The organism is Mucilaginibacter sp. (assembly GCF_028288225.1).
Classification (GTDB): Bacteria; Bacteroidota; Bacteroidia; order Sphingobacteriales; family Sphingobacteriaceae; genus Mucilaginibacter.
This window is the reverse complement of record NZ_JAQBOC010000024.1, coordinates 1-17,465: the sequence shown is the minus strand read 5'-3', so window position 1 is coordinate 17,465 and position 17,465 is coordinate 1. Positions and strand designations below refer to the sequence as shown.

The 17,465-nt window shown below is 42.5% G+C and carries 8 protein-coding genes; 2 read left to right on the top strand and 6 right to left on the bottom strand.

Annotation, left to right across the window (positions count from 1 at the left end; all coding sequences use genetic code 11):
* Positions 1-13: 13 nt before the first annotated feature.
* The 6 genes from JWQ54_RS07545 to JWQ54_RS07520 form a co-directional block, all read right to left on the bottom strand.
* Positions 14-1,138, bottom strand: a complete 1,125-nt coding sequence (locus JWQ54_RS07545) for a glycosylase (protein WP_299582496.1) — start codon at positions 1,136-1,138, stop codon at positions 14-16.
* Positions 1,139-1,149: 11 nt separating this feature from the next.
* Entirely contained in the window at positions 1,150-3,915 is a 2,766-nt protein-coding gene (locus JWQ54_RS07540) for a glycoside hydrolase family 78 protein (protein ID WP_299582493.1), read from the bottom strand.
* A 23-nt stretch (positions 3,916-3,938) separates the two neighbouring features.
* Complete coding sequence (locus tag JWQ54_RS07535; RefSeq protein ID WP_299582490.1) at positions 3,939-7,541, bottom strand: malectin domain-containing carbohydrate-binding protein; 3,603 nt, start codon at positions 7,539-7,541, stop codon at positions 3,939-3,941.
* On the bottom strand, positions 7,519-10,347 hold the full coding sequence (locus JWQ54_RS07530) for a glycoside hydrolase family 95 protein (protein ID WP_299582487.1): 2,829 nt from the start codon (positions 10,345-10,347) through the stop codon (positions 7,519-7,521). The genes JWQ54_RS07535 and JWQ54_RS07530 overlap by 23 nt, the downstream gene beginning before the upstream one ends.
* Positions 10,348-10,353: 6 nt before the next feature.
* Positions 10,354-13,107 (bottom strand): hypothetical protein, encoded by a 2,754-nt coding sequence (locus JWQ54_RS07525; protein WP_299582484.1) that lies wholly within the window; start codon positions 13,105-13,107, stop codon positions 10,354-10,356.
* 258 nt (positions 13,108-13,365) lie between these two features.
* Positions 13,366-14,922: a glycosyl hydrolase family 65 protein gene (locus tag JWQ54_RS07520; RefSeq protein WP_299582481.1), complete on the bottom strand. Its 1,557-nt coding sequence runs from the start codon at positions 14,920-14,922 to the stop codon at positions 13,366-13,368.
* 296 nt (positions 14,923-15,218) lie between these two features.
* Here JWQ54_RS07520 and JWQ54_RS07515 point away from each other — a divergent pair, with 296 nt between their 5' ends.
* The gene (locus JWQ54_RS07515; RefSeq protein ID WP_299582478.1) at positions 15,219-16,382 is read left to right on the top strand and encodes an iron-containing alcohol dehydrogenase; all 1,164 of its coding nucleotides are present in this window, start codon (positions 15,219-15,221) and stop codon (positions 16,380-16,382) included.
* Between the two features lie 6 nt (positions 16,383-16,388).
* Positions 16,389-17,327, top strand: coding sequence for a dihydrodipicolinate synthase family protein (locus tag JWQ54_RS07510; RefSeq protein WP_299582475.1), 939 nt, complete (start codon positions 16,389-16,391; stop codon positions 17,325-17,327).
* Positions 17,328-17,465: the final 138 nt, after the last annotated feature.

Genomic DNA, 17,465 nt, shown 5'->3' with positions numbered 1-17,465 from the left:
AAATAATTTCAGGTTACTTTTTAACTTTTACAGGTGGCGCTACAAAATTCAACTCACTTTTACCCATATCCTTAGAAGTAGCTACTGCGATACCCCGTTGCTGTGCTTTATCTACGGCGCAATAAAAATGATAAACCACGCCTTTCCAATATACTACAAATGATTTATGTGCGAACTCATTATCAAAAGGCTCTGATGATTGAATAAGCTTTTCTCCTGTCCAGTCTGTCCAGTTCACCAGGTCATAGGAAGCCGCAAAACGGTTATGTACGCCGCCTGGGCCGGTTTTCCAAAAAGCACCGAAATAAAACATGACATATACATCGCCAATTTTTTGTACATCCGGATCTCCGGTTATGCCGGGCCCGTGATTCATTACCGGAATTTTTCCAAAACGTTTCCAGTGTACCATATCATCAGATACAGCCATGCCAATGCGCTCGGCACCACGCTTTTTATCCAAGCTGTCGCCGTTGGCATTATAATACATGACGAATGGATGCCCTGTTAATTTTGATTTGTCCCATATCACTGTTTCCTTGTACTGCACATGGTTATCCCACCAGCTTACATCCTTATCAGTTGGTGTTAATATGGGATGATCCAGCCGTTGCCACTCATGTACGGTCGACGGGTCCTTATCCGTATAGGCTATCCCCAATGAAAGCCGTCCTTTTTCGTATCCACGCTCATGCCCCCCGAAATACGACATCCAGTATTTACCGTCGTATTTTTGCAGCTTATAGCTGCCACCCCATTTATAATCCTCTAATGCCGCATAACCTGCTTTTTGATTGGCATCCCAGGTAGTGGTGTCAGAAAAAGACATGATACGACCTTTGGTAGCCCAATGCAGCAGATCCTTACTCTCGGCCAACCAGGTTTCATAGCCGCGGCCATTAAAAATCAGGTACGTCATGAACCAGTTATTCCCCTTGCGAAAGACGGTCGGGCAATCGGCTTTTTTGGAGTTATCATCCGGTGCTATTACTAGTCCATATTTGTAGGGTGCTTTTACCTGTTCATAAATTTCCTGCATCTTAACTTGCGGAACTTTGTTTTTTTCAGACTGTGCCGTCGCGCTGTAGATACCAGTAGTGGCAAACAATGCGATAAAAGCTATATTTTTAAGTTTCATATCCATCTTAATTATTTATTGGCTGCAAAATGATACAAGCCTGATCCGGCTTCAATTATCGCTTTACCGTTCTTATATCCTAAAAATTTTATTTCGCTATAAGCATGGATTGGTTTACCTTCTTCGCTGATTTTATCTCCTTCATTGGCGGGTATATAAATTACAGCTTTAGTATTAGCCGGTATTTCTATGGTTAATTCGAACTTATTGTCAGCCTTTTTCCAATCTGTGGCAACTCTCCCGTAAGGCGATTGATAGCTGGCTTTAGCAAAAGTTATATCACCAACCACTTCCGGCCTTATTTCAATTTTATTTAAAGCAACGGAACCCGGAGCTGAACGTATGCCTGCCAATCCACTATAAAACCACTCCATCAGGTGGCCAAGCATAAAATGATTATTGGATACTGACGGCAATGCTTCCCATGATTCTGTTAAAGCAGTTGCCCCATGTGCCAGCTGATAGCCATATCCGGGTACGTCTGATCGGCTATTCATAGCATAGATCACGTCTGACCGGCCTGCGTCATCCAGCACCCTTAACAGGTAACGAAAACCAATATCTCCCGAAGTAAGGCTGTTGCCCCTGTTCTGCAAATCCTTTACAATATTATCCACAACCGCAGCTTTATATTCAGGCTCCACAAGTCCCATGTAAACAGATATGGCATTGGCTGTTTGGCTGCCTGTGCCATATGCTTTGGTTTCCGGGTTAAAGAAATGCTTATTATAAGTTGATTGTACCGCTGCAGCCAACTTTTTATAGGAAGCAGCATCCTGTGTTTTACCTAACATTGCTGCAATGTTGGCTACAATATTCAAATCGTAATAGTAAAAAGCGGTAGCCGTAATACCTTTTGGCGTTTGCTGAGAATAGCCCGGCGCTTTAAGGCCCTGATCGTACCAGTCACCCAATCCTTCTGAAAGTATATGCTGATCTGCTTTAGTACCTAAATAATCCAGGTAACGCTTCATCATATCATAGCTTTCGGTCAATACTTCCTTATCTCCGTACCATTGGTACACATACCACGGCAAAATGATTCCGTTGCTGCCCCACTCCGGTGAGTCACGGAAGGGATCACCAAATTTGGTAAACTCCGGGGCTATTTCAGGTATTAATCCGTCAGGGGTTTGTGCCAGGCGCATATCGTTAATACATTTAAGCGCCAGGCGATGTATATCATAATTATAATGCAATGAACTGCCTACCAAATGTGCTTCTTCCAGCCAACCCAGTTTTTCACGATGCGGGCAATCCGTAAATAAGCTGGCCATATTGCTTTTCATTGACCAGTCGATAAGTGTAAATATGCGGTTAAACAATTGGTTTGAACAGTTAAATTCGCCAACCGTAGCTGCCGAATTACGAGTATGCAACCCTTTAATTTCAGTTATCACAGGCAATTGTTTCGGATTTGCTTCTCCCTGTGCAACAGCACCGTCCACCTGCAAATAACGGAACCCATAATAAGTAAATTGGGGATGCCACGTCTCGGGCCCATCGCCTTTTAAAATATAGTTATCATAATAGGGCTTGCCCGATCCATTTTGGTTTGCGCTTCCATCGGGATGAATTATTTCTGCAGGTATAATTCTTACGGTATCTCCTTTTTTACCCCGAACGGTTATTTGCGGAATACCGGAGGCATTTTGCCCTAAATCATATACCCACGCGCCATTACTTAGTTGTTTTTTACTTACAGGCGTAAATTCCTGCATCACTTTAAGCGGATCAGCGGCCTGCGAATTTAACTGTGGTGAACCATCAACTATTATCGCTTTGAGCCATCCAGTATCATCAAACTTAAATGTGTTCCAACCTGGCTGTTCTAAATTGGCGTTATAATCCTCACCTCCATATATGCTGGTAAAAACAATTGGCCCCGGAGCTGTTTTCCAGCTTTCATCACTTATCAGATTATTAATGGAACCATCTTTATATTCAATCACCAAACGGCATATCATTTTTGGATGCCCGTAGGCTCCGGTCATTTTACGATAACGTTTATCCCGGGGCATATAATAAAACCCATTACCCAGCATTACTCCAATCGCGTTGCCGCCCTGTAAAAGTTTTGAGGTAATATTAAAAGGAACATACAAAGCCTGTTTATCATATTGCGCCCATCCCGGGTCAAGAAAGTGATCGTCAACTTTATTGCCGTTTAGGCTCATATCAAAATGTCCCAGTCCGCATATATATAGTGTTGCTTTTTTTACCGGTTTGCTGATGGTAAAGGTTTTGCGCAATAAGGGAAGTACATCATTAACAACGGGCTGGCCTTTCGGCCCCCTGCTTGCCGGAAACGGCACCAGGCGCTGCGAATCCGGCATTTTATCATAAGCTATCCATTTCGCCCCTTTCCAGTCGGCCAAATTTAATAACCCCATTTGCCATTGCGCTTTGTTGCTCCAGGTTGAGACGTGCCGACGATTATCCCAAACCATCACTTTCCAATAATAGGTTTTTGCCGGGAGCAATCGTTTACCTGCGTAAGCTACCTGTATAGAGGCCGATGATAATACTCGCTTAGAATCCCATATATTGCCATTGTCCTTGCTTAAGCCCAACGGATCATCAGCAACCAGTATGCGATAAGCGGTTTGCCGAACGTTTCGCTGGCCTGACTGTAATATCCAGCTTAATTTAGGCGCCAGCGCTTCAATACCTGCGGGGTCTGTTTTGTATTCGCATTGCAAATCTGTTACCTTCAATGTTTGCGCGAAGATTTGCAGCGGAAGCACCAACAATAAAAAATAAAATCCTTTGATCATTTAATATATGATTATGACAGCTATCACTGCATTTCCAATCCTGATATCATTAATCCTTCCGCATCAATGGCGGTAATAATCACCTTATAATTTCCGGCATTAATGCTGGTGCCCGAACTTGTTACCGCCGTACCCGATTTCCCTTTTTTTACCGGCTTATAGCTGACTGTTTCTTCATTCATTAGGATGCCGTCCGCAGCTTGCAGCTGTACTTTTGCGGTAAAGGTTTTTGTACCAGTATTATAGTATTTTATACGCAGTTCATATTTGTCTGCTACGCCAAGTGTAATGTTAAAAATCACGGAACCTCCTGCTGTCTTTGTAAACCGGTACACTTTTTTGCCGCCAAGTGTGTCCTGCGTTACACCGTTGCCCTGCGTTAAGGCATTAGCCGCTTTATAACTTACCGTCGGCTTTAAGTCGGTAGCCGGTTCAAGCGACGTTACGGGCAGAACGGCAACAATATATTTTTCAGATGCCAATAAACTGACAGGAGCGTTAGCTGCAAATCGTTTTTTGTATAGCGATAAATTTTCACCGCCTGTTTCATCCGTTTGTATAGTTAAGCCGGTTATCGTATAATCCTTCAACCAATCCGGACGCTCTGCGGGTTTGGTGTTAACAGCTATATATACATCACTTACCACATCAGTGCTAAATGACGCGATTGACTTCGGATCAACTTGCTTAGGTGCCTTTATCCATTCAGCTCGGTACAATACAGACGGTAATTGGCTTATTTTTATATCAGCATCACCGTAAGCCAGATCGCCGATATCCATCCAGTTTTGAATTGACCATTTATTGGCGCGGATACCCGTAACCTTTAGATTTTTAATTATGCCGGTTGATGGCGGTGCTTTTGCCAACTTTGGTTTAAGCGTACTTATGGCTATTGCGGAAATAATAGCTTCGCCGGCAGCTGTATGCGGAAATGATAGCTGCAATTGACCACCGCTAACATAAACGTTTACCGTTTTTTTAAGGGCCTGATTATAACCGGTTTCTTTCCATATATCCAGATTTTTAATCACCGTTTTATTGTTAACAGCCACATTAAATAGCCGCCAACCCGTACAATCCATGCCGCCGCCGGTGCCATACCAGGGCTCGGTGAAATACAGCTCAATCCGGTAGTAACCGTCCTTTACCGGAAACTGATACTTCAGTTTATTCATTCCAAAACGGAACGACTGAAATAATACGCCATCATCAGTGGACTGAACAGGATCAAAAGTTCGTTGCTGACTGGCAAAAAACGCGGGAATGCCCGGGTAATCATCCGTCCATGAAACAGATCCCCAGCTGGTTTTGCTATTTTCATGAACATCAGCTTGCCATAAATTACCTTGTTTATCTTTATAATCCGGGCCGCCGCAATTTACCCGGTATAAATATTGGTAACCTGCTGCCGGCTTTAGTATTTGCACAGTTCCGGCTGTAAGGCGTTTAATACCCGGTGCCTGCGGCAAATCATTTAAAACGATATAATCTTTAGCTACTGCTTTCCCGTTAACATAACCAATGGCGTATAATACATTGTATTTAATTTCAGCAGCGTTCCATTGAAAATGGGTTCCTATACCATTATTGGATTTTCTACCAAGCGACGCGTCGTTAACATCATTAAAAAGCTCCACCTCGTCACAATTGGAATAGACGTTTATACTATCCTTTTTACCGGGTTTTAACCAGCGGTTTGGCCAGGTATGCGATACAATGTGAGCCATCGGTTCTTTTACCTTTGAAGCATAATTTGCCCTGAACATATAAAAAGCATCCAACGGCTCGCCCCATGGCGTAAACAAGCCTTTGTAGTTGACCGGGCCCACCCTATCCAACTCGCGTAAACCTTCACCGCTCTGTACCCTGCCCGGATTTTCATGAGAATATAATAACCATTCAAACTGTCCGGCTACCTTATCTTTTACCGATTCAGCCAATCGCACTTTTGTTTCAAGCAACTGGCTCATGCGGTCCTCGCTTAACAAACCATTTTGAATAAAAGGGCCTTCGGTGTGCATGTCCAGGCTGCGCCATGCGCCATACTCACCTACCAAAATCTGTTTTTGCAAATCCTGTGCATACGTTAACGGATCGCCGCCATAAGTGCCGGTCCAGTTTTGCGGCACGTCCCAATCGGTGCCTTTGCCGCCATTGCAAGTGGTTATTTTCCGTTGGGATGAGGCTGTAGGATCAAGCTCCCGAATAATCGCTGAACATTCTTTGGCAAAATCTTCGGGAAGCTTACTTTCATTCTCCAGCCCCCATAAGATCACCGACGGACTGTTACGGCGCTCTTTTATCCAGTCGCGTAATAAAGCTTTGTAATTGGCTTTAAACTCTGGTGTGTCAAACCAGATATGCGCCGAATATTGCGGCCACCATAACAGGCCCAGCTTGTCCCAATACTTTTGATATGCTAAATTATGCGGCTGGTGCGCATCGCGAAAAGCATTAAAACCAGCTGCCCTCACCTGCATTACACGCGCTTTTATTTCTTCATTGCTAAAAGCATGGCTATTCCCCATCAGGTGCTCATATTCGGCTATACCATTGATAAAAACAGGTCTACCGTTTACATAAAAGCGGTTATCACCGTTATTGCGGCCTATAGGCCAGTTTATCCAGCGGATGCCATACGTAGTGGACGTTTGGTCGGCAAGCATGCCATTAACCAACACCTGGGATACTATAGTATATAAATACGGATTATCCAGCGACCATAAATGTACATTTTTGATGGCTGGCAGCAGCTGTTTAATCACAGCTGTAGCTCCGGCATTTAAGTTTGCCTGTGATTGAGTGATTGCAGCTATATGTCCACTGGCATCAATCAATTTGTTGATAATGGAAACCTTTAAAGGCTGAGCACTATAATTTTTTACTTCAGTTTCTAAATTCAGCGTAGCTGACCTTTCAGTCACCGTAGTATCATTCCAGATATGAACGCCAAAAGGCTCTATTCTTACCGGGTTAGTAACGATCAAATGAACGGGCCGGAAAATGCCCATAGGCTGTGACCCCTCTGAAAAACCAACCTCATCAGAGCAGCCTCCACATACCCAGGGCAAATCTTTAATGAATGCGGGATGATCCGCACGAACGCATAATAAATTAGATTTCCCAGCATGAATAGCGTCGGTTACATCCAAAGTAAAAGAGGTGCGGCCCCCCGTGTGGTAGCCCACATGCTTACCGTTCAACCAAACCGTAGCGTACGAGCCCACACCTTCAAACCATAAAAAATAACGTTTACCTGGGGATTCAGCGGTAACAGTAAAGGTTTTCCGATACCAGGCGTACCCATGTTTGTTACCATGCTTTAAACGGCGGTAACCTTGGTAGGTGTCCCAGTTGTGAGGAACATCTACAGGTATCCAATTCTTGTCAGAAAAATTGCTTTTTTCAAATCCTGTAAAAGCGTTTTGATTGTGGTCATCGGCAATGGTGCGCCAGTTACTATTCAATAAAATTTCCTGCCGGATGCTTTGCTGCGCTACGGCATCAGCCTGAATCAAACAAACCATCAAACCAATAAAAAGCATAGTTACACGCTGATAATTCAGCCGGTAAACTAATTTTTCATCCCCGTTTGCTGTGTTATAGCTGTTTAAGTACTCCATCAAAATGATAAGCTTTACCCTTCTCCGTATTTAGTGAGATCGTTTTATTTCGATATTGCAGGTTACAAACGCCACCAGCTTTAGATAGAACCTGTACCTGCTGTAACTGACCGTTGTTCCATTTATAACTTAACACAAACCCGCCACGGGCACAGATGCCTTTTAGCTCTCCTCCGGGTAAAGCCAATGGCAGGGCCGGCAGCAATTCAATAGCATCGCCCTGGCTTTGCAATAACATTTCAGACAAACCAGCAGCGCCGCCAAAATTGCCATCAATCTGGAACGGCGGGTGGGCATCAAATAAATTATGATATACGCCGCCTTTCTCCTTACCAGATGATACATCTGCGGGCGAAAGCAGCTTGGTGAACATCCGGTACGCGTGGTCACCCTCCTTCATCCTTGCCAATACATTTACCTTCCAGGCAATGCTCCAACCTGTGCCTTCATCACCGCGGAATTGCATCGATTTTTCAGCGGCTTTCATTAGCTCAGGCGTTTTCCATGTAATATCCGTGCCCGGAAAGACACCCCATAAATGAGATATATGCCGATGCGTGTCGGCAGTATCATCCTTATCTTCCATCCACTCCTGCAGCTGGCCGTATTTACCTATTTTATCAGGAGCGATTTGGTTATATTTTACTTGCAATAAAGCACTGAATCGCTGATCAATACCTAATACTTTAGCTGCCGAAATGCAATTTTTAAACAAATCACGAACGATTTGCCTATCCATTGCGGGACCGGCCACTAACCCTCCATGTTCAGGAGAATTTGACGGTGTGGTTATCAGGTTGCCTGTTGTCAGATCTTTAACCAACGTATAAACAAAAAACATCGCCGCGGCTTTCATTTCCGGATAGGCCTTTTGCAGGAAATTTTTATCTCTGGTATATGAATAATGCTCCCACAACTGGTGACAAAGCCATGCACCGCCGGTTTGCCAAATCCCATGCGTAGCGGAATTTACCGGCGTGGTACCACACCATATATCTGTATTATGATGCAGCACCCAGCCCGGTGCGCCATAATGTTCTTTAGCCGTTAATTTACCGGTTTTCGACAAGTCATTAACAAGGCTAAAAAAAGGCTCGCTACAAGCCGAGAGGTTTAGCACTTCGGCTGGCCAGTAATTCATTTCCAGGTTAATGTTGGTGGTAAACTTACTGCCCCATGGCGGCGTCAACAGATCGTTCCATAACCCTTGTAAATTAGCAGGCCCGTTGCCTGGGCGTGACGAAGAAATCAGTAAATAACGGCTATATTGGGTATACAGGCTAATGAATGAAGGATCAGAAACTGGCGTAAACTTCAAAATGCGCTCATCGGTAGGCAGATCAGCGTTGGCTGTCCTGCCCAAATTAATGGAAAAGGTATTAAAATATTGTTGGTAGTCTTTTATATGTGCAGCTTTAATAGCTGCATAACTTTTTGGGGCAATAGCAGCAATTTGCTTTTGGCAGATAGCTTCCGGGTCGCCGCTTACATCATGGTAATTTTTATAATTCGTAGCCGCTGTTAAATACAGTGTTGTTTCATTTGCATCGCTGATGCTGATATTATTTGAGGTTACGTTTACCCTACCGCCCGTAGCCTGCACATGCAAATAACTAACCCCTTTTAATACGCCGTCATGTACTTTCAGCGATAACGCCAGCGTACGATCATCAATTTTGCGAATGTTAAAGGACCTGTGCAGTGTTTTCAGCATGGCTTTTAAAGCGATCTTACCAGGCTGATCAGCAGTTAAATGTATGGCAATAGCCTGGTCGGGTGCACTGGCAAAGTATTCACGGGTGTAGTTTACACCATTGGCTGTATAAGTTACGTGGGCTATGGCGTCGGCAATATCAAGGTCGCGTTTATAATTACTTATTTGTTGCTTTGGGAACTGTAAATATAGGTCTGCAAATGGCTGGTAATCGGCATTATAAGCAGGATGGACAGGCGGGTTATCATCTTGTATCCAGTATTTCCATTGGGGCTTCAATAAAATGCCATTTTCGGGTTTAGTGCCTTCGGGATAAACGGCAAATTTTTCTTTAATTGTAGTTAGTCCGCCTTTATCAAAAAAGTTAACTACCTGTACAGCAATGGTATTTTTACCGACGTGTAGCAGTGACGCAGGAATAATATATTTACGACTGGCCGTATTATTTGCTGAGCCAACCGATTTACCATTAACATACGTATAATCTATATCTCTTACGCGACCAATACTCAGTATCATATTTTTGCCGGTCATGTTAGTAGGCAAATCAAAATTGGTTCGTAACCAAACAGCACCGTCCAATCTTTCAAATCCGGGTTCGGTTTCCCATCCGTTTGGAACAGGCATAATGATTGTTTTCCAGTCGTTATCGTTAAAATCTGCGGCAGATGGCGCAGTGTAGGCCAACATTTTTTTCATCCACACAACGGAATCAGCAGCATAAGTTGCCTCATGGCTTTTCACACCCATAAAATGCTGCTGCGCCAATGCTTCCGCTTCCGGTTGCTTACCTTCAGCTACTAAATGACGGATTGCCGCAAGATACTTTACCGCCCCATTACGCTGGTAAGCACGCGGTCCACCCGTCCATAAATTTTGTTCGTTAAACTGGATATGGTCTTGACCGGCGCCGCCAAATATCATGGCGCCTATACGGCCATTGCCAATGGGCAGGGCATCTGTCCATTTTTCGGCAGGTTGTTTATACCAAAGCTTTAAATCAGCGGATTGGGCATTTACCTTAAATGCAGGTATCAGCAGCAATAGGATAAGCCTTGGTATTATAACTGATATTTTAGGCTGTTTTATCATAGGCTACTAATTAAACAACCATCTTAAATCCTTGCTATTATCCTCTTTGTTTAAACCGGCGTCATAAACAGGAATATATGCGCCGTCCTCAACAAAGCCTAATATTAAACAGATGCCTTTACGTAAAGTCAATATATTGCTTCCGGCTTTAAAGGAATAAGTATGTACATTAGCCGGCGGCATACCGTCAATTTGCAAGGCGTTAGCGATTTTAATATCGGCCTGCCCGTAATCATTGGCGCTGGCGTCAGTTTCCAGCTGTGGTTCCTGCAGATATTTGGCGTTTTTACTTACAAAATAGCCTACTAATACTTTTACTGGCTGGGGGTTGCTAAAATTTATTGCCGTGCCCTCATTTGCCTGCGTTATTCTTGATAATTTAATACCCTGTAAACCCTCAATTTCCTTAGCCACTTTTTTGATAGCAGCAGCAGTATCAATAAATGCAATGTTGCCAGGTATCAATTTAAAAGTGGCCTGATTATCTTTAATAACAACTGGCGCATCTGTCAATAGTATCTTTTCCGCTTTGTTAGCAGTTGGCTGTGGCGATTTTAAGGAATCAATATTCCGTTTAAAATTATCCAGCTCTTTCTGGTAATAAGGCAATAGCTCAACCCAGGTTTTATTTTTACCATCATTGCCGCCAACAGGTATTTTACGTTGCCTTGTTTGCATGCTATTGGCATACAGATAACTATTTGTGGTAAGTTTTACCAAATCTTTAAAATATCTAAGGCTGGTTTTCAACTCAGGCAAAGCATTTTCCAGGTCGGCTATATTATCTGAATATTTATACCGCAATACCCAAAGTGCGGCTTTCGCTTTTGCTGAATAGCTGTTGGCCAGGGCGTCATAGCAATACATATCGTTTTTGAGCCGTTCGAATTCTGCTTTATTTTTTGTAATTCCGGGCACAGCTTCGTCTATCGCAGCAATAGCTAAATGGCCTTCAGCAACAATATCATTAGCTACTTTTACCGGTGTTTCACCAATATGCTGCTCATGCTTCCATTCTTTCGCCGCATATTCGCTCAGCATTTCACCTTCCGGGCCTTCAGAGTTATAAAGCAACGGATATAAGCCATATTTTTCCGGGTTAACCAACTCGCTCATAAGCATGCCTAAGGTCATGGTTTGGCGGTTACCATCGGTTATACCAAAACGCCGTAATATTTTGGGTGCAATTTCGCCTGTTTGCTCATAAGCACTCAAAATTGCTTTACCTCTGTCAACACTGCAGCCATATTTACCCGCTAACTGTTCCGACCAGTACTTAACTTCCTCATTCCTGTCCCTATGACAATTCCAGGCATAGCGCGCCCATTCTTTATACCATATCCAATCCCTGTCTAATTGAAGTAAGCGGGGGGATGTATTATCTGCCGAATATGGCCAATCCCAGTAAGATGCCTGGGGATAAATATGCAGCGCATTTGCCCCGTAAGTATTATGCATGGCCAGTACACATTTCTGTATAAAATCATCAGACCCATATCTGAATGGCTCCAGGTTGGCCATAATATGTACGTTCTCTATTTGTACCGTACCTATATGGCTAAGCGTTTTATGCAGTTCGGCCCAGGGGCCATGCGGCTCATAAGTAGTTAGGGCTTCACCGTTATATTTAGCCATAGTATACAAATTATGGTATAATGGTTTAGCGTACTTCATCACTTCGGGCGCATCTGTATCATGCGCGCGCAGTACTATGGGTGGTTCATCTGTACGGCACAATTCTTTTAAACCGTCCTTCACACCCGGAATTATGGTTTTAGTAAACCAATCTATATCATCCTGCCCTACTCCTTCCATAGCCTCGCCAAGTGTAATTAACAAGCCAACATGAGGATATTGCTTTACAAACTGGGCGATTGATTTGCGGGTATAATCAGCAATAATGGGTACAATATGCCGGTTTCTGTCCTGCGTTTTTAAGTGATTATGATCGGCAAATGGCTTGGATACGATAATATTGTAAAACCCCTGAATAATCCATATTCCCCTCTTATCCGCCTCATGCGTCAGGAAGTTGTACATTTCCACATTCTTCTGGTAAGTAGCTTCATCTACTTCAAGCGCGTACGGGTAATCCTTTACTTTAACCAGCGAGGCAAAAGGATGTCCGCTCCATAAATAAAGCGAGTTCATGCGGTTTTGCATTAAAGAATCGAGGTAACGGATCCATAAAGCCTTATCATAAAACCAAGGGAAGATTTCGGGCGCATAGGGGTATTCGTAAGTACCCCTGCCTGGTAATAGTGTGGGTTTCTGTACCCCCACGCAGGCCCCGCGTAAAACCATTTCAGGCTGATCAACAACGTTGATCTTTTGCGGTAGTTGATGACCCGCTTTTAAGCGGTCAATCAGTTCAAGGCAACCATAAAGCGCCCCCGAATTATCGGCGCCTACTATGATAATGTTATTTGCTGCGGAATTAATGGCAAAGCCTTCTTTTCTGGGTATTTTGGTTAAATGCAGGTGGTTTTTATTTAACGCGCCTTTAACCAACGCATCTGTTATGCAGCCTATAATAATGGTATTACCCGCTGATGTGCTTTGAGTTTGTTGTAATAATTTTACGGTATAACCCTCAGTCTTTAACACGCTGGCCAACTCTTGCCTACCGTATTTAATACGTACATGTGCTGACGGAACAATAACCACGGTAATACTTTTATTAATATTAATAGTCGCCGCACGGCCAATAAACACGCCTGCAAAACAGCAACACAATATCAGGATGGTTTTAATTTTCATTTGGCTAATTCAAACAAATGCATGCATTAAACGGATCATTCAATTAATTAAAGCAATTTGCAATTGCATTATTGAGGATTAACTGAGTTGAATGTTATATAATTGGTTACTAAAAGCCAAATCTATAGTTACTATGCCAATAAATTATGCTGATTTTTTTCTATATACTATACGATATTATCATTCGGCGGTTAAAATATTCAATATACAGGTCATTGGTAATTGCAAATAATTTAAAATGGCAAAATTAAATATGCATCAGGATGATTTTAAGGGAACTGTCACGCGTTTTAAAGCATTGCCGTGATAAATCACTTTATTATCTGAATAAATAGAGAACCCAGCTCCCTTATGATATTTTGTACCGTCCTTATCCCATAAAATAGCAATTAGGTGGCCATGATATAAAACGTTATCCAGGCAAAACCATTTCCATTGCCCCTGGGGTATAATTGGGTTAATGTCAAGCATATTATCTGCCCGCGGCTTTAAACCTACCAAATCGCTAATCACCAAATCACAAAAGCCGGAATGGTTATAATAACTGCTTCGCGGGTTATCTCCTTTTAACCAAAAGCCGGTTTTTTCGTCCTGATACTCGCCTAAATAAGGTACACTGCGCTTGATGTGCGACATCGCATATTTATGAAATTCATTATAAAACACCTTTGCCGACATATTATTTTGATTTTTATAATTGGTGAGCAAGTTTGAAAGCCCCTTTAAGGTTTGTGTAGTGGCAAAAGGCCAAATGGCCCCATCCCATTCGCAACCATGCCCGGTGCCGTGGGTACGGAACGTCGGCGCGCGTCTTTCGGCAGTAGTTATACCCCAGGGTGCATTAAAACCATTAGTATCAGTTAATTGATCCCATTGCGCGGTATATTTGGCGTTATCATCAGGCAAGTTAAAATACCAGGGAATGAACCCTAATTCCTCCCGCGATTCGCATAACATATTGGTTTTAACTTCATAAGCCTTAAAGAACTTATCCTTATCATCCCATAAGTTTTGTTCAACCAGTTGTTTAAGCTCAGCCGCTTTCTGCTGATACTTTATTTTCAGGCTATCGTTTCCGGTAAACCCCGCCATTTTGGCAAGCGCATTGGCATTGCCGTACATATAGCTATTTATAGTAGGCCGTATGTTTTTATCTTTCCTTGACCCGCTGATGGACTCTTCCATCGCATCCCTTACATCAAACTGCCAGAACATTTTGTTAGGTAATTGCTTTTCGGTTTCCCATTGGTGGTAATCGTTATTTAATGCGGGTATGGCTCGTTCAATAAACGGCTTATCCAAATTAATCAGGTAAAAACTATATACGGCGTCATCAATCCAACTGCTGAAGTTATGCAGGTGCGGCTTGGGTGTTTTGGGGTCAATAAAAAGCCAAAAGTTTATATAATCGCTAATGTATTTTTTATTATGCAGCCAGCGCCCCTCATACACGTGGTGGCCGAGTGCATCGCTTAAAGAATTATAAATACCGGCCCAATTTTCCGGAATGATGAACTCTGTAAAAATGAAGCCGTCTGGTGTTTGTTTAAGATGTTTCCGAAATGTCCACCAACGATAATAATATATCTTTTCAATTGCCGAATCCGGGCACTCGAACAACGGCACATTGGCCGATAAAAATTCAACGGCACGATCATTAGGAATATAGTTTTTTACCGTTTCAGTATCGATCGAATTGAAATAATTTACGTAATTTTTTAGTTTATCAGTAGTTAGCAGATGCTTTTGCTGTGCACTGCAAAACCGCCCTGCTAACAAGGCCAAAACAGCAAATAAAATCCTGGAATACTTCATATTTAATTACTTATCAAGAATATGCGGCTTAATATTATACCGGTTTATTGTGCAACTTTTCAAATTAAATCATATTTTATGTCAATAAAAAATGATTTAAAATCAACTTATTATTTCGGCATAAGCGTATGATAATATACTACACATTATTGAAAAGATTGCATAAAAAACGACTGTTATATCCAAGTATCTTGACCACCTTTTACAAGCACATTGTAACAATTTAGTAACAATCATTTTTTTAATGTACCTGCAACGCGTTTTAAAAAGCATAAAGTATTTTCATCTTAAACAATATGAGTAATACCAATATTATACCGCATTTTTCTATTCAATTTCCGGGCCGGCTAATATTCGGCAACGGCTCACTTGCCGGCTTGCCGGAAGAAATTATTAAAGCTGGGTGCAAAAAAGTTCTTGTTATCACCATTGAGCCGCTTTTGAGTGGATTAGCAAATGTTATCCGCGGTTTTGAGGCTAACGGAACTGCTGTTTCTATCAACACCCAAATTATGCAGGAGCCCTCTTTTAAGGATTTTGAAGCTTTAATGGTGGAAGCTAAAAGTATTAACCCGGATATGGTTATCGGTATAGGCGGCGGGAGCGTTTTGGACGTAGCCAAATTGGTAGCGGCTCAATTAGATAATACCCAAACCCTTGCCGAAATAGTAGGCATTGGCTTACTTAAAGGAAGAAATACAAAACTGATCTGTGTTCCTGCAACCTCTGGCACCGGTAGCGAGGTTTCGCCGAATGTTATATTAATTGATGACAGTGATCACCAGAAAAAAGGGATCATAAGTCCGTACCTGGTGCCTGATATAGTTTATGTGGACCCATTATTAACCATAACCGTGCCTCCGGCTATTACCGCGGCTACGGGCTTAGATGCACTAACCCATTGTTTGGAGGCATATACCAACAAATTTGCCCTCCCATTTATTGATCTATACGCCTATGAAGGCATGCGCCTGATTGCAGCCAACCTTGTAAATGCGGTAATAAATGGCGCTGACGAAGAAGCGCGTGCACAGGTTGCCATGGGCAGTTTATTAGGCGGATTTTGCCTGGGTCCGGTAAATACAGCCGGTGTACATGCCCTATCCTACCCACTGGGCAGCACTTTTCATTTGCCGCATGGCCTGTCTAATGCTTTATTATTGCCTTATGTTATGGAGTACAATATGGTTGTTGCCACGGTCCGTTACGCGGATGTAGCCGTTGCATTAGGCTGTAAAAGAGAAAACAATGATGAAGAAACTGCTAAAAAAGGTATTGAAAAAATAAGAGAATTAATTGCGCAATGCGGTATTCCTGCACGCTTGCGGGATGTTGACATACCCAAAGATGCTATACCAACTATGGCAAAAGATGCCTTGAAGATGCAACGCCTGCTTAAAAATAATCCACGCAACATTAGTGAAGCCAATGCTATTGATATTTATACCCAAGCCTATTAATTCCCAATGAATAATAAAATTAAATACAAAGGTGTTGTAGTTCCGGTGGTTACGCCACTTACTGTAGACTTTAAACTGGATGAGCCGGCTATAGAGAAGATGTTTAACCATTTTCACAAGCATCATGCTATGCCTTTTATCAACGGCACCACTGGTGAATCAGCTTCTTTAAATTTAAATCTCAAAAAAGACTATATTAAAGCTGCCGGAAAATTTAAAATAGCCGGCGATGTATTATATGCGGGTATTTCTTCTAATTGCCTGGAAGAGTCAATAGAACTTGCAAAAACAAGCTTTGATTCGGGCGTAGATGCGGTTGCCGCTACCTTGCCTTCTCATTATCATCTTTCTACTGACCAGATGCGGAAATATTTTGAGCAACTGGCAGAACAGGTTCCCGGCCCGGTAATTATTTATAATATCCCGGTCACTACACATATGTCAATTCCACTGGAAGTGATTGATGAACTGAGTCGGGACGAAAGGTTTATTGGAACCAAAGATTCTGAACGAAACGAAGAGAGATTGCAGCAATCACTTGAACTGTGGTCTGGCCGTGAAGACTTTTGTCACTTTATGGGATGGGCAGGCAAGTCGGCCGAGGCTTTAATTAATGGCAGCGACGGCCTTATTCCAAGTACCGGAAACATTTGTCCGGGTATTTATGACGATATGATTAAGGCTATATATGCAGGAGATCATGATGAGGCTTTCCGCCTGCAAAAATTGTCAGATGCGCTGGGTAATGTGTATCAAAACGGCAAATTATTAGGAGAATCATTATGGGCGCTAAAAGTACTAATGCAGGAGTTATATCTCTGCAATGAGTATATTATGCCTCCGTTGCGTGCCTTATCCGCAGCAGACAAAAATAAGCTGATCAAAAACTTTCATCAAATTGTTGATCAGGGAAATTTAATAATTAAAACTGATACCAATGTCTGATAAACCGATAGTAGGTATAACAATGGGAGACCCTGCAAGCATAGGCCCCGAAATAGATATAAAAGCCTTATTAAAAAAAGAAATATATAATATATGAAACCCTTTGCTTGTTGGCGATGCTGCTGTATTTAACCATAT